The following is a 25,940-nucleotide window of genomic DNA, read 5'->3' on the forward strand; positions in this document are numbered from 1 at the left end:
GCGACCGGCGGATCGGCGTCCGACAGATGCTGTTCGCTTCCGGCCCGATACATCGTAAGATATATCTTGACTCCACGCTGGCGTGTGCCTATCTAAGATATGTCGTAAGATATAACTCAAGGAGCAATCAATGCACGGACACAATCATTTTGGCGATCGCGCCGAGCGCGTCTTCATGCACATGGCCGGCAAATTTGGCGGCAGAGGCGGGGGCGGCGGCTTTGGCCCGTTCGGCCATGGCAGGGGCGGCGGACGCGGCGGCCCGGGCGACATGTTCCGCGCCGGGCGCATGCTGGCCGACGGCGACCTCAAGCTGATCACGCTGTCGCTGCTGGCCCAGGCGCCACGCCATGGCTATGACATCATCAAGGCCTTGGAGGAGCGCACCAGCGGCATCTACAGCCCGAGCCCGGGCGTGGTCTACCCGACGCTGACCTTCCTGGAAGAGGCAGGCTATGCCGTGTCCTCGAGCGAAGGCAACAAGAAGGTGTTTTCGATCACCGAGGCCGGGCAGGCGCATCTTGCCGACAACCGTGAGATGATCGACGGCGTTCTAGACCATCTCGAGCGCTTCGGCCGCAAGATGGCCAAGGCGCGCGACTGGTTCGGCTGGAACGACGATAGCGAGGATCGGCGCGACGGCCGAGGCGGCCGTTCGGAAAGGCGCGACGAATTCCGTGCGCTGCGCCACCGGCTGCGCGCCGCGCTGAGCGACATCGTCGATGCGCCGGCGGACAAGCAGGCCGAGGCGATGAGCATCCTCGAAGACGCCGCCGCGGCGCTCGAAGCGCTGTCGCGCAAATAGCCGGCTTCGGTCCAACCGGCACGGCCCTTGCCCGTTCAGGCAAGGAGCGATAGTGAAATTCATCCCGCGCCACATTATGTGGTGCGGGATGAATGCTGTTGGAGGAAGTCCGATGTCTTTTCTGAAGCGTCTTTTCGGCGGTGGCGGTGATGAAGCGGCCGAGCCAAAGAGCGCCGCACCGGCCAAGCAGGTCGAGCACAAGGGTTTCACGATCAGCGCCACGCCCTACAAGGCCGATGGCCAGTACCAGACCTGCGGCGTCGTCTCCAAGGACGTCGACGGCGTCCTGAAGGAACACAGATTCATCCGCGCCGATCGCTTCGCCGGGTTGGACGACGCCGTCGACATCTCGATCAAGAAGGGCATCCAACTCGTCGACGAGCAGGGCGAGCGGATGTTCGGGTAGACCGCCGACGAACGGCTCAAGAATTCCAGAGATCCGAGGGCCGGTCCAGATATGGGCCGGCCCTTTCGTTTGCTCCGCTATGCCGGCTGCAACGCTCTGCGCGGCAGTGGCGGGAAGGCGATGGCGATGCCCGCCGCACCCAGCCCGATGAGGGCCGAACCGATGAACAGCCAATGGTAGTTGGCGTAGGCGTCGAACACCATGCCGCCGGCGAGCGGGCCGAGCGCCATGCCGAGGCTGGACAGCATGGTGGCGGCGCCGAACACGGTGCCCAGGATGCGCTGGCCGAAATATTCGCGCGCCAGCACTGCGTAGAGGGGCATGACGCCGCCATAGGTGGCGCCGAAGACGACGGCCAGCATGTAGAACTGGCCGAGCTGACTGATCGAGAGATAGGCGGCGATCACCACGGCCTGGATCAACAAGCCGGCGATCAGCACCGGCTTGACGCCAAGCCTGTCGGCGAGCACGCCGTAGAGCAGACGCCCGCCAAGCCCGGCAAGGCCCTCGACGCTGTAGATCGAGACGGCGGCCATGGGCGCCACGCCGCACAGCATGGCATAGCTGACCATGTGGAAAATCGGCCCCGAATGCGCCGCGCAGCAGGCGAAGAAGGTGAGCCCCAGCACGATGAATTGCGGCGAGCGCAGCGCTTGGCCGACGCTCAGGCCGGCGCCCTCGGCAACCGGCGAGGAGCCAGTGTCGGTCACGACAGGCTTCGGTGGCTGGCGCACCAGAAGCACCGCCGGCAGGAGCAGCACCCAAGCCATGATGCCGATGTCGAACATGGCGGTGCGCCATTCATGGGCCGAGATCAGCCAGCGGGCGAAGGGCGAGATCGTCATCGGCGCGACGCCCATGCCGGCCGAGACCAGCGACACGGCAAGGCCGCGATTGGTGTCGAACCAGCCTGTTGTAAGCGCGATCATCGGTGCGAAGAAGGCGCTGGCCGCGAGCCCGACGAGCACGCCAAAGGTGATCTGAAAGGTGACAAGCGAGCCCGCACGGCTGGCCAGCACCAACGCCAGGCCGAGGAGCACCGCGCCGACCGTGACGACGATGCGGGCGCCGAAGCGGTCCGACAGCGCGCCCCAGGCGAAGCCGCCAAGGCCCATGACCAGGAAATTGAGCGTCATCGCGCTCGATATGCCGGCGCGTGACCAACCGGTATCGAGCGCCATCGGCTCAAGGAAGATCGCCAGCGAAAACATCGTGCCGATGGCGACACAGGACATCAGCGCGCCGGCCGCGACAATGACCCAACGATAGGAAAGGTTCATGGTTTTCTCCCATGCCGTAAGGCATTTGTTGTGCGGCACGGCCTGACTTGGCCTGCCGCTTGCGTCCGAAGGACGCCGGCGCCGGCACCAATCCTACAATCCGGTTGCATTTTTTATCCAGTCCGGGATGGGCCATTTCCCGGCGCCTAGATCGGCAGTTCCGATGTGTATTTGATTGTCTGGCTGGGAACGTCGGTCTTGACATTCTGCACGCCCCTGATGCGGCTGAGATGTTCCGACTGGAAGCGGCGGTAGTCGTCGATGCCGGCCGCCACCACGCGCACCATGGCGTCGCAGTCGCCGAGCATCAGATAACATTCCATCACCTGCGGCAGCTTGGCCACTTCGGTGGCGAAATGCTCAATCGTGTCTTCGTCCTGCGCTTTCAGCCAGATGCGGGTGAAGAAGGTCAGGCCCTTGCCAATGCGGGCCGGATTGAGCACTGCGACGTAGCGGTCGATGACGCCGGCCTCCTCCAGGAGCTTGACGCGACGCAGGCACGGCGACGGCGACAGGCCGACTTCAGCGGCCAGTTCATTGTTGGCCATGCGCCCGTCGCGCTGCAGTGCCCGCAGGATGCGCCTGTCGATCTCGTCAAGTTTCATGGCTTCAAATTCCGTTCATCTGATGATTCATGGCATAAGATGCCAAAATATGGTGAAAGACAACAATCTTCGCAACCAAATTGCGAGGCCTGACGACTATGATTGCCCTGATATCAGCGACATCCAACGGAACCGGCAGAGGCGGCCGCGCGGCGCGGCCGGAGGAAGATCATGAGCATTGCAGAGACGAGATCGGCGGCGGGCGGCGGACTGAACTCCGAGTTCCGGCGCGGCGTGGCCTCCTGCGCGCCCGTGCTGTTCGGCACCATCCCTTATGCGCTGGTGCTTGGTGCACAGGCCACACAGAGAGGGCTCAGCACCGCAGAACTGTCGCTGCTAACGGGACTGAACTTCGCCGGCGGCTCGGAATTCGCGGCGATCCAGCTGTGGACGTCGCCGCCGCATGTCCTGCTCATCATCGCCATCACCTTCCTGGTCAACAGCCGCCATCTCCTGATGGGGGCGGCACTGGCGCCGTTCCTGCGCGACCTGCCGCGGCGCAAGGTGTTTTCCGCGCTGTTCTTCATGTGCGACGAAAGCTGGGCGCTCGGCCTGGCCGACGCCAAACGGCGCGCCGCCGACGGCGTCGCGCCGGCCTTCAGCCGGCGCTACTATATGGGCGCGGCACTGGCGATGTACCTGACCTGGGTGGCCTTCACCACAATTGGCGCCTTGCTCGGCCCGGTGCTGGGCGACGCCGAGACCTACGGCTTCGACATGGCGTTCGCGGCCGTCTTCCTGGTACTGCTGCGCGGCATGTGGAAGGATGTTGCCGCTGCGCGGCCGTGGCTGGTCAGTCTGATCATCGCGGCGCTGACCTACCTTTTCGTTCCCGGCGCCTGGTATGTAGCGGCGGGCGCGCTGGCGGGGCTGGTCTCGGCCTGGCTGTTGTCGAGGGATGAGGCATGATCGACGCGCAGACGGCTCTCACCATCGTGTTGATGGCTGGTGTCACGTACCTCAGCCGCGTCGGCGGCTATGTCGTGCTGCGCAATCGGGTGCTCAGCGCGCGGGCAACGGCCGTGATGGAGGCGGCGCCCGGCTGCGTGCTGATCTCGGTGATCGCGCCTGCCTTCGTCTCGAAAAACCCGGCCGATCTTCTGGCTCTGGCCGTCACGCTGATTGCCGCCACGCGATTTTCGATGCTGCCGACCGTGCTGATCGGGGTCGCTTCGGCGGGACTGCTGCGGCACATCATTGGATAGGCCAAAAAAGGCAGGCGCGGGCGCCTGCCTTCGATCTGGTTGGCAATCAGAGCTTTTACGCGGCTGCCGCGACATCCCGGCTGGCAGCCACCACGGCGTCGACCTTGGCGGTTGCCTTGGCGAGCGCTTCGCTTACTGCATCAGGACCCTTGGCGACGCCTTCGATGCGGATGACGTCGACGTCGGTCATGCCGATGAAGCCGAGCACCGAGCGCAGATAGGGAACGGCGTGATCGAACTGCACGGCCGCGCCTTCCGAGTAGATGCCGCCGGATGCCAGCACGATATAGACCTTCTTGCCGGTGACGAGGCCTTTGGGGCCGTTTTCGCCGTAAGCAAAGGTTTTTCCGGAACGGGCGACATGGTCGACCCAGGACTTCAGCGTCGAGGAGATGTTGAAGTTGATGAAGCCTGTCGCCAGGATCACCGTGTCGGCGGCAAACAGTTCGTCGAGCACGGCATCCGAGACTCCGACCACTTCGGCCTGACGCGGCGTGCGGGCTTCGGCAGGCGTATATATGCCGGTCGCATAGTCGGTATCGATATGCGGCAGCGGATTGGCGACGAGGTCGCGCACGACAAGCGTGTTCGACGGGTCGGCGGCGAGCAGCTTCTGAGCGAATTCGGTGGCGATACGGGTCGAGTGCGAGGCAGCGCCGCGCGGGCTCGACGTGACGAGAAGAATGGACATGTTGGGTCTCTCCAGTGGAATTGGATTGTCCCGCTACATATGGGCCTTCAACCCATCAGATAAACTGGTATATTTTCTATATGATCCATCCATTAATTAGATAGAATGATGCAGCCTAACCCAACACTCGACCAGCTTCAGATCCTCTTGGCCGTTGCCGACACCGGAAGTTTTTCCGCCGCCGGCCGCAAGCTCAACCGGGCGCAATCCGTCATCAGCTACGGCATCGCCAATCTCGAGGCGCAACTCGGGCTGAAGCTGTTCGAGCGCGAGGGCACGCGAGAGCCGCAGCTGACCGAGATCGGTCGGGCGATGCTGGAAGACGCGCGGCGGATGATCAGCGTGCTGCACCGCATACGCTCGCGCGTCGATGGTCACCATCGGGGGCTGGAGGCGGAAGTCGCGCTGTCGGTGGATGCGGCGCTGCCTTCGCCAGTGCTGGTGCGGGTGCTCAAAGCGTTCGAGGCGCAATTTCCGACCGTGATGCTGCGCCTGCACATCGGCACACTCGGCCTGATCCCCGACCATGTTGTCGGTGGCCAGGCCGATCTCGGCATTGGCGGCCTGCTAGGCGATGTCGACGTCCACTTGGTGGGCATAGGCTTCATGTCGATAGTGCTGGCGGCCGCGCCCAGTCACCCGCTGGCGCTGCTGCCCAAACCGGTCGCGATCGAGGACGCGCGCGAACACACACAACTCGTCGTCACCGACCAGTCCGAGCGTACCAAGGGGCGCGATTTTGGCGTCTTCGCCTACCGAACCTGGCGACTGACGGACCTGCGCACCAAACATATGTTGATGCGTGAGGGGCTGGGCTGGGGCGGGCTGCCGCGTTGGCTGATCGCTGACGATCTGGCTACCGGCCGTCTCGTGGAACTCGACCTCGAGCCTTTCAGGGAGGTGCGTTCGCCGCTTTATGCCATGCACCGCGCCGACCGCAGCCCGAAGCCGGCGGCGGCCTGGCTGATCGACCAGTTCAAGCGCCAACTTGGCTGCTTCAACGAATTCGAACCGGGCGAGGTGCCCGACGAAGAGCCGGAAATTTCAAGCGCGCAGATTTGATTCCAACCTTTGCCCTGGATCTCACCACCGGTGAGCCTTCGGATCAGGCGCGGAACAACCCATCGATCAGTGCCGTGAGAACGTTGCGGTAGTCTTCGGCCGAACCGCCCGCCTCGATGGCAAGTGCCGCGCGGTCGAAAGCGGCGGCGAGCAGGGCGGTCGTCGCTTCGGCCGGAAGCTTCTTCATCGTCCTCGCCCGCATCGCCGCGACCAGCCCTTCGCGCAGCGAGCGATTGCCATGGCGGTTGTCGATGGCGTCCATTTCGGCGCGGCCGAGCACGGCCGGGCCGTCGAGCAGCAGGAGCCGCGTGCGGCCGGGCGCGCGCATGGCGGCAAGATAGGCGTCGGAGCCGGCAATGAGCGCGTCGCGGGCATTGATCGAAGGCGGCGCGGCGCCTTCGATCTCCCGCGCCACGGCCTCTGCCTCCTGCTCGACGACGGCGCCGAACAGCGCCTGCTTGTCGGAGAAGTGGTGGTAGAGCGCGCCGCGCGTCACGCCGGCCGCGGCGACGATCTCTGGTGTGCCGGTCTCGGCGTAGGATTTTTCGATGAACAGTTTTCGCGCTGCGGCGATCAGATCGGCGCGTGTCGCCTCGGTGCGGTCACGGTTGGAACGGCGCGCTGATCTCTGTTGCATACATGCAGCCTGTATGTTAATTCAATTTACATGCAGACTGTATGTTGCTTGACGGGAGAAGGAAAGATGAAGACGACGAGCTACTATCCGGTGCTGATGACCGGGGACGTTGCCGGCACAGCGGCGTTCTATGTCGAACATTTCGCCTTCCGGCCGCTGTTTACGAGCGACTGGTACGTGCATCTGCAATCGGTGGAGAGCAAGCGCGTCAATCTCGGTATCGTGCAAGGCGACCATGAGACGATCCCGGAAGAGGGACGGGGTCGGAGCTCGGGCCTGCTGATCAACTTCGAAGTCCGTGATCCCGATGCGGTCTATGAGCGGATCACAGCCGCCGGCCTGCCCATCCTTCGGTCCCTGCGCGACGAGCCTTTTGGCCAGCGCCATTTCATCACCAGGGACCCCAACGGCGTCCTGATCGATGTCATCAAGCCGATCCCGCCGAGCGAGGAATTCCTGGCACAGTATGCGCAGGGTGCAGTGAGCGCCTGAGTGGAAACCCTCAACCAGCCCTTGCCACTGGCGTCACTGTCACCTGGCTGACACCGGTGCGGCGCACCACCGTGCACCGCGTCTCGCGGCCGATCCGCTCGGCGTCGAGCAAACGCACCAGGTCGTCGACGCCGGTGACCGGTCGGCCGTCTATCGCGGCGACGATATCGCCTTCCCTGAGGCCGGCCTTGGCCGCAGGGCCCTCCTTCTCGACGCCGCGCAGCCGAACCGCGGTCTTGCTCGACACTTGCGACAGAAGGGCCGCGCGACGGGGCAGGTTCACGGTGTCGGCCGACACCCCGATGAAGGCGCGGCGTACGCGGCCGAAACGGATGATCTCCGAAATGACGAAGTTGGCGGTGTTGGAGGCGACGGCAAAGGCAATGCCTTGCGCGCCATGGATCATGGCTGTGTTGACGCCGATCACCTCGCCCGCCGAGGATACCAACGGTCCGCCGGAATTGCCGGGGTTGAGCGCGGCGTCGGTCTGGATGACGTCGTCGATCAGCCGCCCGGTGGAAGCGCGCATCGAGCGGCCGAGCGCCGAGACGACGCCCGAGGTGACGGTCCATTCGAAGCCGAGCGGGTTGCCGATGGCTATGGCGATCTGGCCGCGCCGCAGGCGCTTGGAATCGCCCAGCGGAGCGACATCGGCAAAGCTGCCGTCGGCGCGCACCAGCGCTATGTCGGTGTCGGCGTCGCGGCCGAGCACGCGGCCTTCGCTGGAGGCGCCGTCGGGCATCGACACGCGCACCGTTCTGGCATCGCCGACGACGTGGAAGTTGGTGACGACGAGCCCATCATGCGCAATGACGAAGCCCGACCCATGCCCGCCCTGGCCACCGATGCGCTCGATGCGGCAGACAGCCGGGCCGATGCGGTCGACAGCATCGGCCACCGTCGTCGAGTAGGCGTCGAGCAGCGCGTCGTCGGATTGGAATTTGGCGGCAGCAACGGCCATTGGCAGGCTCCATGTTTTCAGGCGCAACGATGACTATATGTGCGGAGCGGCTTCATCCGCCGCGACCTGACCAGATGGCCAGTCGCCCGGCCGACTAGCCGTCAGGCGAGTATCTCCAAGCGCGCTGCCGCGCGATATCTGGGGCATGGATGAACCCAGGAGACTGCTATGAGCGAATTCAATCTAAGTGCCTTTTCGGAAGCCATTGCCGATCTGGCAGCCAAGGCGGCGCCGGCGACCGCGAGCTTCACCACCCACAATCATCGCACAGCGAGCGCTTTCCATTGGCGCGACGGCTACTTCGTTGCCGCCGAGGAAGCCGTCGAGGCCGGCGAGGAGATCGAGCTGACGCTGGCTTCGGGCGAGACGGTGAAGGCCGATCTTGTCGGCCGCGATCCCTCGACCGGCGTCGCCCTGCTCAAGCCGGCCGGTGCTACCAATGCCGAGCCGTTGGCCAGGGCGGATGCGGTGCGGCCCGGCAACATTGCCGTCGCCATCGGCAACAGCCGGGGTTCGGCGTTGGCAGTTTCAGGCTCGGTCGGCGAAGTCGGCCCGGCCTGGCGCTCAATGCGCGGCGGCACCATCGACCGGCGCATCAACCTGGCGGTGGGCGCCGGCGGCCGTTTCGAGGGCGGCCCGGTGCTCGATGCCAAGGGCGCGCTGATCGGCATGCTGTTGTTCGGGCCGCGCGGCCGCGCGCTGGTCATGCCTTACGAGACGATCGAGCGGGCGGTCGCGACGCTGCGCGAAAAAGGCCATGTCGCCCGCGGCTATCTCGGCGCCGGCTTGCATCCGATCCGCGACGGCGAGGCCCGCGGCGCCATCGTCATGAGCCTTGATGACAACGGTCCGGCCAAGGCCGCCGGCCTTTCCCTCGGCGACATCATCGTCGCCTGGAACGGCGAGGCGGTGAGCGGCCCGCGCGAGCTGATCCGCAGGCTCGGGCCCGACAGCGCCGGAGCTTCGGTTACGCTCGGTGTCGTGCGCGGCGGAGAACAGCGCGACGTGGCGCTGACGGTCGGCGAAAAGCCGCTCAGCTGAGAGGATTAATGGACGCGATCGCGACAGGCGAGATGACGCAAAGCGGCACCGGCGAGCGGCAGCTGGTCGTGCTGGTCGCGCTCGGTGATGCCGCGCGCGCCGAGCGGCTGTCCGCGTCGCTTGCCGCGACCGACGATCTGCTGCCGGTGACGCCGGGCAGCAGCGAAGCGGTTGATGTCGCCATCGTCGACGAGACCGCCGGCCCCACGGGTGCGGGAACAGGGAAGGGCGACGCCGTTCCCGCCGCGACCGCGCGGGTGCTGTTGTCTTCGCAGGCCGGCCTGGCACGGCCGCAGGGGCAGGTGTTCGCCGTGCTGCCGACGGCGGCGGATGCAATGCTGATTGCGGCCGCCGCCAAGCTGGCGGCGGCCGGCTACCGCGTCTTTGGCGACAGCGGATCCGTTCCTGGCCGCCGCGATGATTTCCACGGCGGCGATATTGGCGGCGACGGCCTTTTCGACGAGGAGCATCCCGACGAGCATGCCGCCCGCCCGGCGCTGTCGCCGCGAGAAGCGGAAGTGCTGGCGCTGCTGGCCGAGGGCGCCCCCAACAAGGTAATCGCGCGGCGGCTCGACATTTCCGTGCATACGGTGAAGTTCCACGTCGCAGCGATCCTGATCAAGCTCGGCGCCGCCAACCGAACGGATGCCATCGCCATTGCCATGCGGCAGGGGCTGGTGTTGGTCTGAGGTGACGTCTCAGCCGGAATTTGACGATCATCGCCAACGAATGGACCCTCCGCAGCGTCAGCATGGCCTGCCGCCGCAAGCTCTTGTATCCGGGACCGCCACAGGCAAGGATCGCGCCACCGGACAATGCAAGCGGAGGAAAAATGTCGCTCAAGGGAAAGACGCTGTTCATCTCCGGCGGGTCGCGCGGCATCGGGCTGGCGATCGCCTTGCGCGCCGCGCGCGACGGCGCCAATGTGACGATCGCGGCCAAGACCGCCGAGCCACATCCGAAACTGCCGGGCACGATCTACACCGCCGCTGAAGAGATCGAGCAAGCCGGCGGCAAGGCGCTGCCGGTCCTGTGCGACATTCGCGAGGAGGCGCAAGTGGCCGAAGCGGTGTCGAAGACGGTCGAAAAATTCGGCGGCATCGATATCTGTGTCAACAATGCCAGCGCCATCCAGCTCACCGGGACCCTGGAAACCGACATGAAGCGTTACGACCTGATGCACCAGATCAACACGCGCGGCACGTTTCTCGTTTCCAAAATGTGCATTCCGCACCTGAAGTTGGCCGGGAATCCTCATATCCTGAATCTGGCGCCGCCGCTCGACATGAAGGCCAAGTGGTTCAAGAACCATGTCGCCTACACCATGGCCAAGTTCGGCATGTCCATGTGCACGCTGGGCATGAGCGCGGAGTTCGCCAAGGACGGCATCGCGGTCAATTCGCTGTGGCCGATCTCGACCATCGATACCGCGGCGGTGCGCAATCTTCTGGGCGGCGCGACGGTGGCCGCGATGAGCCGTTCGCCCGAAATCATGGCCGATGCCGCGCATGCCATCTTCATGCGGCCATCACGCGAAGCGACCGGCAATTTCTACATCGACGAGGAAGTGCTGCGCGCCGAGGGGATCAGCGATTTTTCGGTGTATGCGCCGGGTGCGGCCGGGCCGCTGGCCGGCGACTTTTTTGTCCCGGACGAGGTGTTTGCCAATTCCGGCACGAAGATCAGGACGGCTTTCTAAGCTGTCTCGAGGCGCAATTCCGGATGAAACTCGGTTTCAGATTTTCCTGGAGTTGCTCTGAGCAAAAAGCCCCGCCGGAGAGGGCCGGCGGGGCTCAGTGCGTCCCGCTGGAGTCGGGACGGGGCAGGGAACGCCCGATCCTGAATCTGGGGTAGGCCACCTCGCGATTCAATGAGCGGGATCTAACGCCAGGACAATTCTTGTTGAACTTGGGGCCGTTGCCCGCGATCTCGCCCATCCCGGTTTAGCCGGGATGGGCCTTTTACCGATCCGATTCCAGAAGCCTGCTCAAGCGTCTGGAAATGCAGACATTTGATGGATCATGATCTTTTCCGAAAGCCGGTTTCCAGCTTTCCCGACCATGGTCAGTTGTTGCTCGCCACCGGCGCCACCAGCGAGGTGATGCGGCGGATGGCGACACGCCGGTTCTCGCGGTTGGGGCCTGAGGTGTCGACCTTCAGATATTCCTCGCCATAGCCCTGCGTGGTCAGGTTTTCAGGCGGTATGCCGAAGGCGTTGGTCAGCGCTTCGGCCACCGCTTCGGCGCGGCGGTCCGACAGAGCGAGGTTCGCCTCCGGTGTGCCGACAGCGTCGGTGTGGCCTTCGATCAGGAAAGTCTCGGCCGGGTTTTTCTTCAACAGCTTCTCCATGGCCGTGGCGACACCCTCGAGCTTCTGCACCTCGGCATCGGAGATCGAGGAAGAGCCGAATTCGAAGTTCAGCGTGTCAAGATCGATGCGCCGGGCAATGTCGCGCACCCGTGCGGAACGCTTGACCTCGTTGATCGAATAGAGGCGCTGCACCTTCTCCACCGGCGGTTGCTCGAGGAAGGTGTAGTAGTCGTCCGGGCTTTCGACCTCTTCGGAGTCAAGGATGTAGTCCCGGCGCGGAATGGTCAGCCGCATCGGTGGTAGGTCGTCGCCCGGATCGCGCCAATCGTTATCGTCGTCGTAGCTTCGTTCGTCGACATAGCTCAACACATACTCATGACCGTCGGGCATGATGCGCGACCGCTGGATGATGTCGCCGTAGCGGTTGCGGATGGTGACGATCTGCACGCCGTTGTCGCGCTCGACTGTCTCGCGCGTGCGGCCTTGCGACAGATCCTCATAGTAGACATCCTTGGCGCCGCGGGTCAGGCGCGGCCGGTCACTGCTCTGAACGTATGTCTGATCGTTGAGCTGAATGATGACGCGATCGCCGATCTCCTTGAGCACGTCGACACCCTTCGGGCGGCGGCGGTCGCGGATGTTCTCGTCCGGTGCGCGCTCGAGGCGTTTGCCCTTCTCCTCGGTAACCGGGACGATTTTTTCCGGTTTGATCTCCTGCTGAGCAGCTCTATCGTCGGTCGGGGGCGGACCCTGGTCGACGGGAGCGACCGCGGGTTGGCGGCCCTGAGCACCGCCCTGCCGGGCGTTTTGCCCACCATTCTGCTGCTCGCCATTTTGCTGCTCGCCATTCTGGTTGGCGGGGTTCCTGCTGGCCTGGCCGTTCTCGCCGCGGCCGCGGCGTCTGGCATCCTTCTGGCTGTCGAGAATGGGGGCAGCGTTCTTGTCGGCGGACGTCTCGGCCTGCTCGGGGTTTTGCCCCTGGACAGGCGCGGCCTTGCCGGCACTGGGCTGTTCACCCGTGGCCGGCTGCTCGCCCGTTGCAGGCTGCCTGCCGGTTTGCTGTTGTTCGCCATTGGCCGGCTGCTGTTCGCCATTGGCCGGCTGCTCGCTAGCCGGTTGTCTGGCGTTCTTTTTCCTCTTGTCCTGGGGTTGTTCGCCCTGGGCTGCCGGCCTCTCGCCTGAGGGTGCCGGTTCTGCCTTGGGTGCTTCTGCGGCAGGTGCTTCCTTCGGTGTCGGCACGGCGCTGGGCTCGGCCTGCTGCTCCTGTTTGCGCTTCTTGCGCTGGTTGTCGTTGGCAGGTTCCGTTTGGCCCGCCGGTGCCTGTTCGGTCTGCTGTTGTTGGTCGCGCTTCTTCCTGCGCGGCTGCTGTTCCTCGGTGGCGGGTGCTGCCTCACCGGCTGGCGCCTGCTCGGTCTGCTGCTGCTGGTCGCGCTTCTTCCTGCGCGGCTGCTGTTCCTCGACAGCGGGCGCGGCTTCACCGGCGGGCGCCTGCTCGACCTGCTGCTGGTCGCGCTTCTTCCTGCGTGGCTGTTGTTCCTCGGCAGCTGGTGCGGCCTGCTGCGCGGGGGCTTGTTCGGTCTGCTGTTGCTGATCGCGCTTCTTCCTGCGCGGTTGTTGTTCCTCGACGGCGGGCGCGGCTTCACCAGCGGGCGCCTGCTCGACCTGCTGCTGATCGCGCTTCTTCCTGCGTGGCTGTTGTTCCTCGGCGGCTGGCGCGGGCTGCTGTGCGGGTGCCTGTTCGGTCTGCTGTTGTTGCTGATCGCGCTTCTTCTTGCGTAGCAGTTCCTGGTCGCTCTGCTGTGCATCGTCAGTCTGGGTGTCCTGGGCCAGGACCAGCGGCATTGCGCTGTCTCGCATGGGGCCGAACGCGGCACTTCCCTGAAGCGGGGATGCGCCCAACGGCGCGGATGCCATCAGCAGGCCGAGTGCGGTGCCTGCCAGAATCCGTGGTTGGCGTTTCATCGAAATTCTCCTTGTGGGGTCCCATCCTTGCCGAAACCGATTTTAACGAAATTGGTTCCGGCGGCTCATGGTTAGGGACCGTACGGGGCGATTGGCCGGCCTTTTGAAGGCAACTTCATGTCTTTCGACGGGGGTGCCGCCCCATTCCAGCCCTTGCCCTGCTTGACCTTCGCGGCGGCTGGGGCCACATGCCGGAGATGGAAACGCCGTTCTGGAAAACAAAGACGCTGGAAGCAATGAGCCCGGCCGAGTGGGAATCGCTCTGCGACGGCTGCGGCAAGTGCTGCCTGTCGAAGCTCGAGGACGAGGATACTGGCGACATCTACTGGACCAGTGTCGGCTGCCGCCTGTTCGACGCGCAGACATGCCGCTGTTCGGACTATCACAACCGGCTGGCGCGCGTTCCCGATTGCGTCGGGCTGACGCCGCAAAATGTACGCACCATCAGTTGGCTGCCCAGCACCTGCGCCTACCGGCTGGTCGCGGAGGGGCGCGATCTCTACTGGTGGCACCGTCTGGTGTCGGGCAGTGCCGAGACGGTGCATGAGGCCGGCATGTCGATGCGCGGCCGGGTCAAGGCCAGCGAGACGGACCTGGCCGAGCCGGAGGATTATTTCGACTATATGCTCGATGACGAGCCATAGCTCGCATCGGGATGACGAGCCATAGCTCGCATCGGGATGACGAGCCATAGCGCGCATCGATATGCGGAGCCTGGCTCGCATCGGTATGCCGAGCCCTGAGGCCGGTGTCCGCAAGGGCGCGCAGGAACCAGGAACCATGCGAGACGTTTGGGGCACATTGTTGGAAAACCGGCAGAAGCTTCCTTTTTCCGCCACATGAACCGCGGATGAACGGCGGGTTCGTAAATAGTTCAGACAGGCGGGTGCATTCTCCCATCATCGATTTCAAGAGGACGGGCGAGAGCCCGCAACAAGGAGAGAAGACCATGTTCAACACGGTGAAAACGGCAGCACTTTCGGCCCTCGTCGGCCTCGGTACGCTGGCGGCCGTTCCCGCCCATGCCGACAGCCTTTACCTGGGCTTCGGCAACAACAACGATCCGCGCTTCGGCGTCTATGCCGGCGATGACGGCTATCGCCACCGCCGCGATGAACGCCGCGACGACTGGCGCCGCGGCTGTTCGCCCGACTGGGCCCTGAACAAGGCCGAACGCATGGGGCTGCACCGTGCCCGCGTCGTCGACGTCAGCCGCCGCACGGTCAAGGTGATGGGCCGCCAGTATGGCGACCGCGTCGTCATCGTGTTCGCCAATGAGCGTGGTTGCCCGATCATCAACCGCTGAGCCTCTTAAGGCGCGACCTTCTGCGAGGGTTGGTAGCGGCATGATCTTCTGCGGGGTCAGTCGCAGACACCACCCTCTGCGAAGATCCGTCTGGAGACATGATCCTTTCAGGATCAGTCTGGAGACACGACCTTCTGCGAAGGTCGGTCTGGAGTAGTGGAGCCGCTTTCCTTCGGGAAGAATGCGGCTCAAAAAACCCGCGGGAGCGATCCCGCGGGTTTTTCATGCACCACGGCGGACGGTTCAGGGTCGGGCTCGGCCATGGACCATCGAAGACGCTTATTTCAGTTCGAAGGTAACGGTGACCTGGACATTGTAGGCGTTCTCGCCGGCCTGCACCGGAGCAGCACCGACGGCCGCGTCGAAGGCCTTGGCGTTGATCGGCATCGGTGGCGGCGCGATGTTCTGGTCAGTGATTTCGATCACCCGGCCTATGCTGACGCCGGCGGCTTCCGCCAGCGTCTTGGCCTTGGCCATGGCATCGGCCACCGCCTTTTTGCGCGCTTCGGTGACGGTGGCAGCCGGATTGTCGTTGGTGAAGACGATGCCGCCGCCCTGGTTGACGCCCAGCGATACCGCCTTGTCGAGGATCTCGCCGGTCTTGTCGACATCGCGCACGCGCACCGACAGCGTGTTGGTTACCTGGTAGGCAATCAATTCGGCCTCCTGGCCGCCGTCGGGCTTGTTTGTGTAGTTATAGCGCGGATTGATCTGGATGCCCGCGGTCTGGAGGTCGCGGTCCTTGATGCCGGCCGACTTCATCGCGGCGATCACGGCCGCCATGGCGTCGTTGTTGGCATCCAGTGCGGCGCGCGCCGTCTTGGCTTCGCGCATGACGCTGAGCGTCAGGACCGCCAGGTCGGGCGCTACGGTCGCCGCCCCTTCGCCCGAAACCACGATACGGGGCGGTGTCGGCGACTCAGCGGCCGCGGCCAGCGCCGGAAAGGCGATGGCGGCGGCGAGTGCGAGGGGCAAAAGAGGTCTGGTCATGAAATCTCCTCGGGTAAGCATATCCGCGCCCAGCGGGCGCACGCGGCTCCTTATGGCGCGATTATGGGCTGATTTGGACGATTGTGACCAGCGGTCCCGGAAAGCCTTGTGCCGCGATGCGAAAAACATTAATCCAGCCCGCGTGGGGCCTGTAGCTCAATGGTTAGAGCCGGCGGCTCATAACCGCTTGGTTGGGGGTTCGAGTCCCTCCGGGCCCACCATGACCATTGATTTTATTTCGGAAAAGTGCCCTCGGCCCAAAACGTTTTGGGTCCATTATGGGCCAAAACAAGGACCGTGGTCCCGGTTTGTTCCGACTCGGTGTGATTATCTGACGATGCGGAGGTTTGCCCGTCGCTTCATGGCGTCGCGTTTGGCCTCGCGCTCGTTGATCGCGCGAGCAATATCAACCGCGATCCGCTTCTTGTTGGCCTCACGCACGTAGTCATCCGTCACCGTCATGGAGGAATGCCCCATGGCGTCCATGATGGCCCGGGCCTGGATGTTGCATTCAGCGAGGTAGGTGCCGAAGGTACGGCGCAGGCCGTGAAGCGTATAGCCGTCAGGAATATCGGCCTGTCGTGCCCAATGCTGCATCATGCCTGTCAGGCTCTTTTCTGAAAACGGGTTGCCATAGCCATTCTTCAAGACGGTTCCACCCTTCGAGCGGTCAAGCGGGTCTAGCGCAGCCGCCAGTTTGTCCACCACCGGGATAAACATCTCCCGTCCGCCATGACGGTTTCGGTTCTTCTTCTGTCGGAAGGCGAACGCCTCGATCAATGCCAAGGAACCGTCGAACAGTTCGATCTCCTCGGTCACGAGATCATCCCATTCAAGGTCAGCGATGTCGCCTCGTCGGTTGCCGAGCCAGAAACCAAGCGCGTAGCACGTCCGAGCCGGCGTCCCGATCGGATGCCGCTCCTCGTACTTTTCTCGGATCGCAATTGGCCAAGCCGGGTTCTTGGTCGATTTGGGCACGCGTACGCGAATTGACAGTGAAGGATCATCCTGCGGCTTTATCCATTTCTCGACATCGGTCGCGACCCATAAAAGCTTCTTGATGGCAACCAGCATATGTTTGGCGACTGTGCGGTTGCTCCTGAAGATGCTTTCGATGATGGCGCGAAGCCGATCCGCGTCGAGATGTTGCACCGGAGTATCGCGCCAAGTGAGTGGGTAATTTGGATCGACCCGCAGATTAAGAAAACGCTCAATCAGTCGCGCATTCTTCCGCTGCGTCGCTTCATCAAAATCGAGCCACTCCATTGTCGTTTCAAGCCGGCGCCCGGCATGGCCAAAAGTTTCAGGCAGTGCCCGACCGGGCAAATCGATGATCCCTGCATTCTTGTGTTGGCCCTGCGTGGCCTTCTCGTAAGCCGCCTCGAACTCGGGATCGCCAGGTTTGCCAGGAAGGTGCATCTCGGGCACGCCTTTTGCGCGGTAGCGATAGATTCGCTTGCCGTTCTTGAGGCGCGAAGATACCCCAGGGTAACTGGGGTCCTTAAATGGGCGAGCCATCAAATGCTCCTTTCAGGACCCTTTCAGATCTGCCCGTACCGAACGGGTTTTGCTTTCGATGGCAACCCGCAGGAGCACCGGGTAAGGAAAGCCTCTTCCTTGCTCTATGCCTTCAAAGGTGCGCTTCGGTATTCCAAGCACCTTGGCCGCGGCTGCGGCAGTGAACCCTTCCTTGGCCCGCCATGCTTTCACGTCTTGCGCAAGTTTGTCGTTCTCGCTCACGTCATGCCTTCCGCACACGGGCTTTCATCGTACTACGTCCGCAGCGTATACGCAATAAACGTATTTTCTATCGCTTTTCTACCTCCCGCCTACTTCGTTCCAACAGCTCTTGAAGGCGGCTATCTTTGTCCGGCAACGAGGTGAAAGCAATATCCAGGGCTACACGATCCCAGACAGCGCGGCTGTTGATGCGCTTGGGCTTCGGCATTCGCCCATCGGCAACCATCTCGTCAAAGAGCGTCGATCCTACACCGATGTAGCGAGCCGCTTCCTCACGAGATAGCCCTCGTGGGGCATACGAGATTGCGTCACTCTTCATGGACGCTGCCTCGGTCCTGGTATTCCCGGCGTGTGGGTATCGAAGCACAAAAGCCACATCTTAGTTGCCATTCCGCAGCGAGGAGATCATGTTTGGCTAAAATAAGAAGAGCCTCGTTAAGCGGAAGCGGCCTGACTAGTTCGTTCGGCGTAAACTGGCAGCAACGTGTGAACGGGGGGCATTCCGGCAGGAGCGCAATCCCATGGGCGCGAGTTGATATCCAAATGAGGAAGAAACTGACATCAGCCCTCGCCACAGCCCGCGAGCATAGTTCATGTCCGCCGCGTAATATTCCCGTTGAACGCACACCGAAGCTATTGCGCTGAAAGCATAAAATTGCCATCTCCCGACGAAGTTACCGCTGGTGGGGATGGGAATGGGCGTATCTGACGAGTTCTACAACTTCCGGAATAACTACAATATCGGCACCGACCTGATCAGCTCGATAGGACAGCGGTACCGGCGTATCACCACGCGCCTTAACACAGACTTCTGGAACACTGATTCCAGCTCCGCCCACAGTCTCTATGTTGGCTCTTACGGTCGCGACACCGCCGCACGCGGAATCAGCGACCTGGATATCGGCTTCCAGCTCCCCTATGCGGAATACGTCAAATACAGCGCGTATCAGGGCAACGGTCAGTCCGCACTTCTTCAGGCCGTGAAAAACTCCCTCCTCAAAACCTACGGCTCCAGCAACGTCGGCGGCAACGGTCAGGTTGTCGTCATCTCCTTCACGGACGGAATCACATTCGAAATCCTCCCCTATTTCGACAACACGGACGGTTCCTGGACGTTTGCCGATTCAAACGGGGGAGGTACCTGGCGACAGTGCAACCCCCGGGCAGAGATAAATGCCGTCCAGACACGCAATACGGCCGTTAACGGCAACCTGAAAGCGCTCGGCCGCATGATGAGGGTGTGGAAAGACCATAATAGCGTTCCGATGACTGGAGCGCTGATTGACGCGCTTGCCTATCAGTTCATCGAAACGTGGGAGTATCGGGATAAATCCTACGGCTATCATGACTACATGGCGCGGGACTTCCTGAAGTATCTCTACGACCTCGACCGAGAGAAAACTTACTGGCGGATGCCGGGAAGCGGTTCCTACGTCTACAAGACGGGGGTGTTCTGGTTGAAGGCGCTCAGTGACTACAATATCGCCGTCGAGGCCTGCAACATGCAGACCGACGACAAAGCCGCACAGCGCCGCGCGAAATGGAGGATCGTCTTTGGCACAACCTTCCCAATTTGATCCGCGGTACCAACTCGAGAGCCAAGTGCGCGAGTGTTACGGCCGTTGCGCCTACACCCACAAGATCCACGAGAAGATGGCCGAGCGGCTTGCCGACCATCAATGGTATGCAAAGTGGTTCAACATCATCCTGTCCGCGCTCATCGCCGGCGGCGCGGTGACGACCGTTTTCAGGGCGGAGACGGGGCTTCTGCAATATGCGGAATACGCGACCGTCGTGCTTGCCATTCTCAGCCTGATCTACAACGCCTACCAGAAGGACCTAGACCCCGGTGCTCTCGCGCAGCGACACAGGGAAACCGCGTCCGACATCTGGAATGTGCGAGAATCTTACCTCAGCCTGATAACCGACGCGCTCAATACGGCAGTGCCAATTGACGACCTTCGGACTCAGCGCGACGAGTTGCAGACCAACCTTCACGAAATCTATCGGGCGGCACCCTTCACGGACGGGAAGGCCTACAAGAAGGCACAGAATTCCTTGAAGGACAACGAGGAGCTTATGTTCTCCGACAAGGAAATCGACGATATGCTGCCCACCACGTTAAGGCGGTCGAGCAGGGCTTAGTCAAGCGCCGGTCGGTCCCGCCAGCAGGCTAGGTAAATAAACGAACGGCGGCCTTTCGGACAGTGTAAAGGGCGTCTCAACGACCGAAATCGGGCGCAAAGCTCTCTTTCACTTCCAGCCATGTGTGGGCCGAATCGAGTCAGAATGCTTGGCTTCACTAGAAAATCGGGCAGTGTTAATGTGCCCCGAAGCGGGAGGGATCACTCTCGCAGAGTTTAATTCGGTACAATGGTACAGCGCTGCAAATCTCCATGTCTTGGTCATTAGATTCGCCAGACCAAAGGTGGCCCAGTTTTAGCGATCTTCAACCGCCGTTTTCACCCGCGCGTTTTTGCTCTCGAGTTCATCCAGATAATCGGCCCACCATTGCATCATCTTTACGCGCTCTTCCCAGTACTCTGCCCGGGCGTAGGCGCGACGTACGTCGTTGTTCTCAACATGGGCCAGCTGCCGCTCTATGGCGTCCGGATGCCATCTTCCGCATTCGTTTAGCAAAGTTGATGCCGTTGCTCGAAAACCGTGCGCGGTGGCTTCTTCCTTGCCGTACCCAATACGGCGAAGGGCAGCGTTAAGCGTGTTGTCGGAAATCGGACGCGAGCCCGATCGAATACTAGGAAACAACAGCGTGCCCCCACCAGAGGTTTCTCTAAGTGAGGTCAGGACCCCGACGGCCTGCCTGGAGAGAGGTACGCGGTGCGGCCGTCTCATTTTCATGCGCCCTTCAGGGATGCTCCACACCGAGCTTTCGAAATCGAACTCGTCCCATCCGGCCGCGCGCAGCTCGCCGGGGCGGGGAAACAGCAGGGCCATCAGCCTTAGGGCGGCTCGGGTTGTCGGCTGCCCGTCAAATGCATTGATCGCCCTCAGCAAGCCTCCCAAGGCCTTAGGATCGGTAACGGCGGCGCGCGGCGTGACCGTTGGACCGACGAGTGCTCCCCGCAGGGCGATCGTCGGATCTGTATCGGCGCGTGCGGTTGCGATTGCATATCGAAACACGCTGCCGATAGTGGAGCGCAGTCGCCTGGCCGACTCGTATCGACCGCGAACCTCCACGCTGCGGAGAGCGGCAAGAATTGTGGCCGGATCAATCTCCCGAACGCTTTTGTCCCCCAACGTTGGATGGGCAAAGTCGAGCAACCATTTGACCTTGGTGATGGTCCGGTCGGCACGACCCTCCTTCTTCAGCTTGTCGACATAGTCCTCCGCGATTGAGCGAAAGGTGTCCTCTGCCGAAGCCTTTTGTGACTTACGCTCCTGGGCGGGGTCGATGCCACGTAGGAGGAGACGTTTGGCGGTATCGCGCGCCTCGCGTGCCTCAGCCAGGGAGATGAGCGGATAGCTGCCCAACGCCAGAAGCTTCTGCTTGCCGCCAAAACGATAGGCGAGGCGCCATAGGCGAGATCCGGTAGGCTGAACCCAAAGCTGGAGCCCGCCACCGTCAGACAATTTCACGAGCTTTGAAGCGGGTCGGGCATTTCGGCATTTTACGTCGGAAAGCGCCATTTCCGGGAGCTCCATTTGGCTGCATCGATACCATCAGGATCTCCAATACCACCGAAAATACCAGCCCTCCGCCTCGTTGGACCAACTACGCCGAAATTCCACAAAACACGGCCAACCGCGCCTTGCGTCACAAAAATTACCAAGGATTTCAGACATTTGCCGAGACAAAAGCGTAGATGCTTCGGCGAAAGAGACTGTCGGGAGAAGAGGGGATGGTGCCCAGAGGCGGAATCGAATTGTTATCTAAGTATTTGAAATCACTCATAAATCTTCAATGTGGGTAGTGACCCTTACCCGTAAAATTACCCAATTCAAAATCATACCGGTGGTTCGGCTCCGCTTTTCCACAGAAAATTGCATTGCGCGTCCGGTACACCTTATCGGCCTGCCTCTCGCACCGGTCCTATTGGATTTTATCACCATCTCGCAGCGGCCTCCAAGATGCGGGGTTCTCTACCCACCGATTGATTTCCGACTCCCGCCAGCCGGCACCGTTGACGCTGATCCTGATCTGCGCCGGGAACGTGCCCTCGGCGATCTTGCGATACATGGTCGAGCGGGACAGGCCGGTCCGGGCCAGGACGGTTCTGCTACGGATGATGCGGTCGGGTTCGGGCATGGCTACGCTGTCTCCTGCTGGGTGCTCCTGCTACCTGATGGGGCAGACAAAGCAGGCTGTATCGATCGCGCAAGACGTATTCCCGCCCTACCGCAGCCCGGCGCGCAAACGGCGGCAAATCGGATGGGTCAGAGTCCGATGCCGCGACCCCTTCCGAGCTCGATGCCATGATTGAAGGCGAGTTCTGCGCCCAAGCGCCGACCCGATTCGACCTGGATGCCGAGCGCCTTTTTGTGATTGGCGAGCAGGGATTCCAGTTGCGGGTCGCGTTCGAGACTCTTGGCCATGTCTGACATCGCGGAACGGGTTGATTTGTAGCTAGCCATGTCGCCAACCTGGTACTGGCGCTGGCTGGCCTGGTCGAGCTTCTGCCAGCGCTCGACGAAGCGCTCGGCGCGCACGGTCGGACTGATGCCCGCATCGGTGCTCCGCCCACTGCGGATTTCGGTTTCGAGCTGGAGGGCGCGCACGATGCGATTGACCCGGCCAGATCCCGCCTCACGGACAAGCTCGGGATTCTTCACATAGGCCGCTTCCGCATCGCGCCAGCCATGCGAGCGAACTTTCTCGAAGGCGGTGCGTGTTTCCTTCAATTCGCGCATCTGCTCCGGCGTGCCGTGGCCGTCCGTACTCCCGGCGGAGAGGATGGCATCGATCGCACGCGCATGGCGCACAAGCGCCTTGGTGCGAGCACTGCGCAATGCCGCTTCTGGGTCCGCCGGCACTACCGCTTCTCGCTGCGCATCCGGCTTTGGCCTTTCCCGTACGGGCCCCTCCCTTTCCGGCTGGGCTCCACCGCGCCCAACCGGAGCTCCACCATTGTCCCTTCCCGGCCGGCGCCCGCTTTCCTGGCCGGACGCTTCGTCTCCCGGCGTGCGTAATCCGTCCAGCAGGCCGTCGATCCTGTCACGCAGCTTCTCCGGCACGATTTTCCTGACGATCTCGACGACCCGCTGGCGGAAGGTGATCCCGCGCCGCTCGGCATAGCTTTGCGCCGGATCGAGCTTCTCGTAATCCGACGCCATGTCCTTGGCGCGACCGCGCGACAATGTGCGGATGAGTTTGTCCCGGCTGGCAAAATCGTCACGGCCATAGTGCAGGTCCATGCCGCCGCGATGCCGCGACAGTGCGACGTAGCTGCCATGGGCATCCATGCCCGGCGTCGCCAGCACATGGGTGCGGTCGACCGTCATGCCCTGTGCTTTGTGGATGGTCGCCGCATAGCCGCGGTCGATGTGGGCATAGTCCTTCAGGTCGAACGAGATGGAGCGGCCGTCATCGATCTGCACGGTCATGCTCTGCGCGCTGACCCGGTCGATGGTGCCGAGCGTACCATTCTTGACACCCCCTTCAACGCCACCAAGGCTGCGCTCGTTGCGCAGGAACATGACGCGGTCGCCACTGGCGAAGGTTCTCGTGCCACGCTCGACAGAGATCTGAACGTCATCACCCAGATCGCCGGCGGCGCGCATTCTGTCGCGTGCTGCCTCGTTGAGTTCCCGCACCTCGGCATTGGTGTGGGTGAGGATGATGCGGCTCGCGTCCGGTTGTACTTGCCGATCGCGGTCCCAGCGCTCGATCAAATCGCCACGGGCCTGTTCCCTCGTCTTTGTCTCGTGGACCATGCCCTTTGCGTCGTAGGCATCGATCGCTGCGCCGATCTTGCCTGTCGCCAGATCGCGCGTGGCGTCACGCTGCCAGTCCTCGCGCTGCCGACGCACGGTCTCGATCTCGACGCCGCCATGACGGTCATGGATGGAGCGGAAGGCAGCACCGGCTTCTATCGCCTGAAGCTGCTGCGGATCGCCGACCAGCACGACCTTTGCACCGGCTTCCGCCGCATGGGAGAGCACGCGCTCCAACTGGCGCGTGCCGACCATGCCGGCCTCGTCGATCACCAGCACATCACGGGATGTGAGCAGGTACCTGTCTTGTCCCCAGCCATGTTCCATGCTGGCGATGGTGCGTGAAGATATGCCGGATCCGCTTTGAAGGTTCTCGGCGGCAATGCCGGAAAGGGCAGCACCACGAACCTCGTAGCCGGCCGCCTGCCAAACCTCACGCGCTACCCCGAGCATGGCGCTCTTGCCGGTGCCGGCATAGCCGACGACGATGCCGAGATCGCGGCCATCGGTGATATGTGCCAGCGCATCGGCCTGCTCATCGGAAAGGACAAAGCTGCGATGTTCCGCAGATGACAAAGCCACATTTCGATGCGCATCGTTCAGAGAATGCCGTTCCCGCTCGGCCATCAATTCCGCGGCGCGATGCAGGCGCTGTTCCGCCTCGATCATCTGCCGGGTGGTGAAGCGACCTTCTCCACGTCCGTCCTTGCCGAGTTCGACCAGGTCGGGCGCGTTGGAGATCGCGCCCATCACCTCGTTGAACTGGTCGATGCCGTCGCTGTGCCGGTGTGCAAACCGCGCCATGTCGCGGCGGGTGAAGGTCGATTGCTGGTGTGTGATTGCATCCAGCGCCACAGAAGGATCGGCGACGATGCGGATGCCGTTGTTGCGGGCGATCTCGCGGTGCAGTTCGGCGCGGTCGGCAACATCTGCCGCGTCGATTCCATCGCCGGCGATGTCCAAGCCTTCAATACGTTGTGCCGGCGCGCCGATCTGCGTTTGCGGCTCCAGTTCGATGCCCTGCGCTTCCAGGCTGCGATGATCGATGCGGGCGTCGATATCGAGTTCGGCCAGGCGTTCATTGGCAAGCTCGGCCCAGCGTTCGCGCCAGTGCTCGACCAGTTCGGTGCGGTTCCAGTCCCGCACTTTTGGGCCAAAACCATTCTCATCGGTCTCCCGCATGGTGAGCATGACATGGGCGTGCGGCTTGAGACTTCCGTCCTCGGCAACATCCCAATGCACATTGAGATCGGCCACCATGCCGCGATCGACGAACTCTGATCGTACGAAGTCACGGGCAAGCTCGATGCCCTGTGCCTCGCTCATCTCGCGCGGGAGAGAAAACTCCACTTCGCGGGCAAGCTGGGCATCCTTGCGTATCTCGAAGGCCTCGACATCGTTCCACAGCCGCTCGCGGTCGCTCCAGGCTTCGGGTGCATTCTGAGGCAGCAGCACCTCGGAATGGACAACGCCGCGCTTGGCGGAGAAATCCTGGACGCGATCGATGCGCTCGTCGCGCATGCGCGAAGCCGAGCGGTAGGCGGCGGACGCCACCGCACTGCTCCCAGCGTTCCGGCCAATGACCTTGACATGAAGATGATAGATCGCCATCGCGACCAGATCATTTGCACGGCAAAGCGCACGTCGGCACGACGTATAAGCGCGCCCTCCCTCGAAAAAATCTCGGGATGGACCGGCGCATGCCAGACCGTCCCGGCAACAGGGAAGCCTTCCGCAGAGCGTCCAACTATCATCGCCGCATCGACAACTGACCAAGGTGATGGAGACGGCAGATGCGCAAGCCACGCGACTACGACGCCGAACTGAAAGCACTGGAGGACAAGGCGAAAGACCTCAAGACCCGCAAGGTACAGCAGCTCGGCGAACTGGTGATCGCCACCGGCGCCGACAGCCTCACCGCCGACGAACTGGCCGGCGCGCTGATCGTGCTGGCCGAAACGAAAGAGGCCGCGAAGCGCGAGGCCTGGGCCAGGCGAGGAGCGATGTTTTTTGAGAGCAGGCCACGACGATCTGCAGCAACGCCTGGCCGCAACACTGGCAGCGCTCAAGCGCAACCGGGCAGCGCGCAATCGCCGGCAAGCGGCGCGGGCTCGTAATGACATGCGCGTCTGGCAGGTCGAGCGCCGCAAGCGCACGCGACACCTCATCGAACTCGGTGGCCTCGTCGTCAAAGCTGGCATCGTCGAGCTGACCAACGACAATCGCGCCACCATCCTCGGCGCGCTACTCTGGATGGCCGACAAGCTCAAAAGCGAGGACGCCGAGCGGGCGCGAAACCTCTGGGCCGAAAAGGGGAAAGAGGCGTTTATGGCGGAGCGGAATGAAGAACTAAGGGACAGCAAGCGTAGCGATGTTTGCCGCGAGCGGCGGGCAGTGCGGAGACCTCAAATATCGTAGCGCCGCCCACTTCGCTCCGGCCGTCGATTTTGGGTTTCAGCATCTCGAAGGTCTCGATGGGGGCCGAAGAACGAACCCGCTGCGCGGGATGGGCGCGCTGGGATGAGGTAGAGATCACGAACCGGACGTCGCGCTCG

28 protein-coding genes and 1 tRNA gene are annotated in these 25,940 nt (G+C 62.7%); 16 read left to right on the top strand and 13 right to left on the bottom strand.

Going from position 1 to position 25,940, the window contains the following annotated elements:
- Positions 1–130 precede the first annotated feature (130 nt).
- Positions 131–805 (top strand): PadR family transcriptional regulator, encoded by a 675-nt coding sequence (locus FJ490_RS19130; protein ID WP_140728591.1) that lies wholly within the window; start codon positions 131–133, stop codon positions 803–805.
- A 112-nt stretch (positions 806–917) separates the two neighbouring features.
- Positions 918–1,211: an HlyU family transcriptional regulator gene (locus FJ490_RS19135; protein ID WP_140495907.1), complete on the top strand. Its 294-nt coding sequence runs from the start codon at positions 918–920 to the stop codon at positions 1,209–1,211.
- Positions 1,212–1,288: 77 nt separating this feature from the next.
- Here FJ490_RS19135 and FJ490_RS19140 read toward each other — a convergent pair whose 3' ends face one another.
- Together FJ490_RS19140 and FJ490_RS19145 are read right to left on the bottom strand one after the other, a co-directional pair.
- Complete coding sequence (locus tag FJ490_RS19140) at positions 1,289–2,491, bottom strand: MFS transporter (protein ID WP_140728592.1); 1,203 nt, start codon at positions 2,489–2,491, stop codon at positions 1,289–1,291.
- A 146-nt stretch (positions 2,492–2,637) separates the two neighbouring features.
- The gene (locus FJ490_RS19145) at positions 2,638–3,096 is read right to left on the bottom strand and encodes an Lrp/AsnC family transcriptional regulator (RefSeq protein WP_140524836.1); all 459 of its coding nucleotides are present in this window, start codon (positions 3,094–3,096) and stop codon (positions 2,638–2,640) included.
- Positions 3,097–3,267: 171 nt separating this feature from the next.
- Between FJ490_RS19145 and FJ490_RS19150 the strand changes: the two genes are divergently transcribed.
- Together FJ490_RS19150 and FJ490_RS19155 are read left to right on the top strand one after the other, a co-directional pair.
- Positions 3,268–4,005: an AzlC family ABC transporter permease gene (locus FJ490_RS19150; protein WP_140560662.1), complete on the top strand. Its 738-nt coding sequence runs from the start codon at positions 3,268–3,270 to the stop codon at positions 4,003–4,005.
- Positions 4,002–4,301, top strand: a complete 300-nt coding sequence (locus tag FJ490_RS19155) for an AzlD family protein (RefSeq protein ID WP_140728593.1) — start codon at positions 4,002–4,004, stop codon at positions 4,299–4,301. Before FJ490_RS19150 ends, FJ490_RS19155 begins: the two co-directional genes overlap by 4 nt.
- Positions 4,302–4,356: 55 nt before the next feature.
- Here FJ490_RS19155 and FJ490_RS19160 read toward each other — a convergent pair whose 3' ends face one another.
- Positions 4,357–4,992, bottom strand: coding sequence for an FMN-dependent NADH-azoreductase (locus FJ490_RS19160; RefSeq protein WP_140495902.1), 636 nt, complete (start codon positions 4,990–4,992; stop codon positions 4,357–4,359).
- Positions 4,993–5,100: 108 nt separating this feature from the next.
- On the opposite strand from FJ490_RS19160, the gene FJ490_RS19165 reads away from it, so the two are divergent.
- Entirely contained in the window at positions 5,101–6,054 is a 954-nt protein-coding gene (locus FJ490_RS19165; protein ID WP_140728594.1) for a LysR family transcriptional regulator, read from the top strand.
- Between the two features lie 43 nt (positions 6,055–6,097).
- Here the strand turns inward: FJ490_RS19165 and FJ490_RS19170 are convergent, their stop codons facing one another.
- Positions 6,098–6,691, bottom strand: a complete 594-nt coding sequence (locus FJ490_RS19170; protein WP_140560665.1) for a TetR/AcrR family transcriptional regulator — start codon at positions 6,689–6,691, stop codon at positions 6,098–6,100.
- 66 nt (positions 6,692–6,757) lie between these two features.
- On the opposite strand from FJ490_RS19170, the gene FJ490_RS19175 reads away from it, so the two are divergent.
- On the top strand, positions 6,758–7,183 hold the full coding sequence (locus tag FJ490_RS19175; protein ID WP_140495899.1) for a VOC family protein: 426 nt from the start codon (positions 6,758–6,760) through the stop codon (positions 7,181–7,183).
- 10 nt (positions 7,184–7,193) lie between these two features.
- On the opposite strand, the gene FJ490_RS19180 is transcribed toward FJ490_RS19175, so the two are convergent.
- Complete coding sequence (locus FJ490_RS19180; RefSeq protein WP_140581996.1) at positions 7,194–8,144, bottom strand: trypsin-like peptidase domain-containing protein; 951 nt, start codon at positions 8,142–8,144, stop codon at positions 7,194–7,196.
- Between the two features lie 168 nt (positions 8,145–8,312).
- Between FJ490_RS19180 and FJ490_RS19185 the strand changes: the two genes are divergently transcribed.
- The 3 genes from FJ490_RS19185 (at position 8,313) to FJ490_RS19195 (ending at position 10,884) form a co-directional block, all read left to right on the top strand.
- Positions 8,313–9,185: a S1C family serine protease gene (locus FJ490_RS19185; RefSeq protein WP_140495897.1), complete on the top strand. Its 873-nt coding sequence runs from the start codon at positions 8,313–8,315 to the stop codon at positions 9,183–9,185.
- Between the two features lie 8 nt (positions 9,186–9,193).
- Positions 9,194–9,874: a helix-turn-helix transcriptional regulator gene (locus tag FJ490_RS19190; protein WP_140728595.1), complete on the top strand. Its 681-nt coding sequence runs from the start codon at positions 9,194–9,196 to the stop codon at positions 9,872–9,874.
- Between the two features lie 143 nt (positions 9,875–10,017).
- On the top strand, positions 10,018–10,884 hold the full coding sequence (locus FJ490_RS19195; protein ID WP_140560668.1) for an NAD(P)-dependent oxidoreductase: 867 nt from the start codon (positions 10,018–10,020) through the stop codon (positions 10,882–10,884).
- 365 nt (positions 10,885–11,249) lie between these two features.
- Here FJ490_RS19195 and FJ490_RS19200 read toward each other — a convergent pair whose 3' ends face one another.
- The gene (locus FJ490_RS19200; RefSeq protein WP_140495894.1) at positions 11,250–13,457 is read right to left on the bottom strand and encodes an OmpA family protein; all 2,208 of its coding nucleotides are present in this window, start codon (positions 13,455–13,457) and stop codon (positions 11,250–11,252) included.
- 197 nt (positions 13,458–13,654) lie between these two features.
- On the opposite strand from FJ490_RS19200, the gene FJ490_RS19205 reads away from it, so the two are divergent.
- Together FJ490_RS19205 and FJ490_RS19210 are read left to right on the top strand one after the other, a co-directional pair.
- Positions 13,655–14,101, top strand: coding sequence for a YcgN family cysteine cluster protein (locus FJ490_RS19205; RefSeq protein ID WP_140496402.1), 447 nt, complete (start codon positions 13,655–13,657; stop codon positions 14,099–14,101).
- Between the two features lie 305 nt (positions 14,102–14,406).
- Positions 14,407–14,763, top strand: coding sequence for a hypothetical protein (locus FJ490_RS19210; protein ID WP_140671247.1), 357 nt, complete (start codon positions 14,407–14,409; stop codon positions 14,761–14,763).
- A gap of 279 nt (positions 14,764–15,042) precedes the next feature.
- Here FJ490_RS19210 and FJ490_RS19215 read toward each other — a convergent pair whose 3' ends face one another.
- On the bottom strand, positions 15,043–15,753 hold the full coding sequence (locus FJ490_RS19215; protein WP_140524832.1) for an SIMPL domain-containing protein: 711 nt from the start codon (positions 15,751–15,753) through the stop codon (positions 15,043–15,045).
- A 145-nt stretch (positions 15,754–15,898) separates the two neighbouring features.
- Here FJ490_RS19215 and FJ490_RS19220 point away from each other — a divergent pair.
- A tRNA-Ile gene (locus FJ490_RS19220) sits at positions 15,899–15,974 on the top strand.
- Positions 15,975–16,080: 106 nt separating this feature from the next.
- Here the strand turns inward: FJ490_RS19220 and FJ490_RS19225 are convergent.
- From FJ490_RS19225 to FJ490_RS33130, 3 genes are all read right to left on the bottom strand, one after another.
- On the bottom strand, positions 16,081–17,271 hold the full coding sequence (locus tag FJ490_RS19225) for a site-specific integrase (RefSeq protein ID WP_064994569.1): 1,191 nt from the start codon (positions 17,269–17,271) through the stop codon (positions 16,081–16,083).
- A 12-nt stretch (positions 17,272–17,283) separates the two neighbouring features.
- The gene (locus FJ490_RS19230) at positions 17,284–17,493 is read right to left on the bottom strand and encodes a helix-turn-helix domain-containing protein (protein ID WP_084016009.1); all 210 of its coding nucleotides are present in this window, start codon (positions 17,491–17,493) and stop codon (positions 17,284–17,286) included.
- Positions 17,494–17,560: 67 nt separating this feature from the next.
- Positions 17,561–17,812 (bottom strand): hypothetical protein, encoded by a 252-nt coding sequence (locus FJ490_RS33130; RefSeq protein WP_084016061.1) that lies wholly within the window; start codon positions 17,810–17,812, stop codon positions 17,561–17,563.
- 376 nt (positions 17,813–18,188) lie between these two features.
- On the opposite strand from FJ490_RS33130, the gene FJ490_RS19240 reads away from it, so the two are divergent.
- Complete coding sequence (locus FJ490_RS19240) at positions 18,189–19,070, top strand: nucleotidyltransferase (protein ID WP_064994781.1); 882 nt, start codon at positions 18,189–18,191, stop codon at positions 19,068–19,070.
- 25 nt (positions 19,071–19,095) lie between these two features.
- Positions 19,096–19,638: an SLATT domain-containing protein gene (locus FJ490_RS19245; protein ID WP_224656008.1), complete on the top strand. Its 543-nt coding sequence runs from the start codon at positions 19,096–19,098 to the stop codon at positions 19,636–19,638.
- A 294-nt stretch (positions 19,639–19,932) separates the two neighbouring features.
- On the opposite strand, the gene FJ490_RS19250 is transcribed toward FJ490_RS19245, so the two are convergent.
- From FJ490_RS19250 to traA, 3 genes are all read right to left on the bottom strand, one after another.
- Positions 19,933–21,141: an integrase arm-type DNA-binding domain-containing protein gene (locus FJ490_RS19250; RefSeq protein WP_064994782.1), complete on the bottom strand. Its 1,209-nt coding sequence runs from the start codon at positions 21,139–21,141 to the stop codon at positions 19,933–19,935.
- Between the two features lie 403 nt (positions 21,142–21,544).
- Positions 21,545–21,760 carry an AlpA family phage regulatory protein gene (locus FJ490_RS19255; RefSeq protein WP_140729645.1) on the bottom strand — a complete coding sequence of 72 codons (216 nt, stop codon included), beginning with the start codon at positions 21,758–21,760 and terminating at the stop codon, positions 21,545–21,547.
- Positions 21,761–21,888: 128 nt separating this feature from the next.
- On the bottom strand, positions 21,889–24,996 hold the full coding sequence (gene traA, locus FJ490_RS19260) for a Ti-type conjugative transfer relaxase TraA (RefSeq protein WP_140729644.1): 3,108 nt from the start codon (positions 24,994–24,996) through the stop codon (positions 21,889–21,891).
- 182 nt (positions 24,997–25,178) lie between these two features.
- Between traA and FJ490_RS19265 the strand changes: the two genes are divergently transcribed.
- Together FJ490_RS19265 and FJ490_RS19270 are read left to right on the top strand one after the other, a co-directional pair.
- Positions 25,179–25,502, top strand: coding sequence for a conjugal transfer protein TraD (locus FJ490_RS19265; protein ID WP_140729643.1), 324 nt, complete (start codon positions 25,179–25,181; stop codon positions 25,500–25,502).
- A gap of 4 nt (positions 25,503–25,506) precedes the next feature.
- Entirely contained in the window at positions 25,507–25,803 is a 297-nt protein-coding gene (locus FJ490_RS19270) for a conjugal transfer protein TraD (protein ID WP_140729642.1), read from the top strand.
- Positions 25,804–25,940 lie beyond the last annotated feature (137 nt).

The sequence above is a fragment of the Mesorhizobium sp. B2-5-11 genome (assembly GCF_006440835.1).
Classification (GTDB): Bacteria; Pseudomonadota; Alphaproteobacteria; order Rhizobiales; family Rhizobiaceae; genus Mesorhizobium.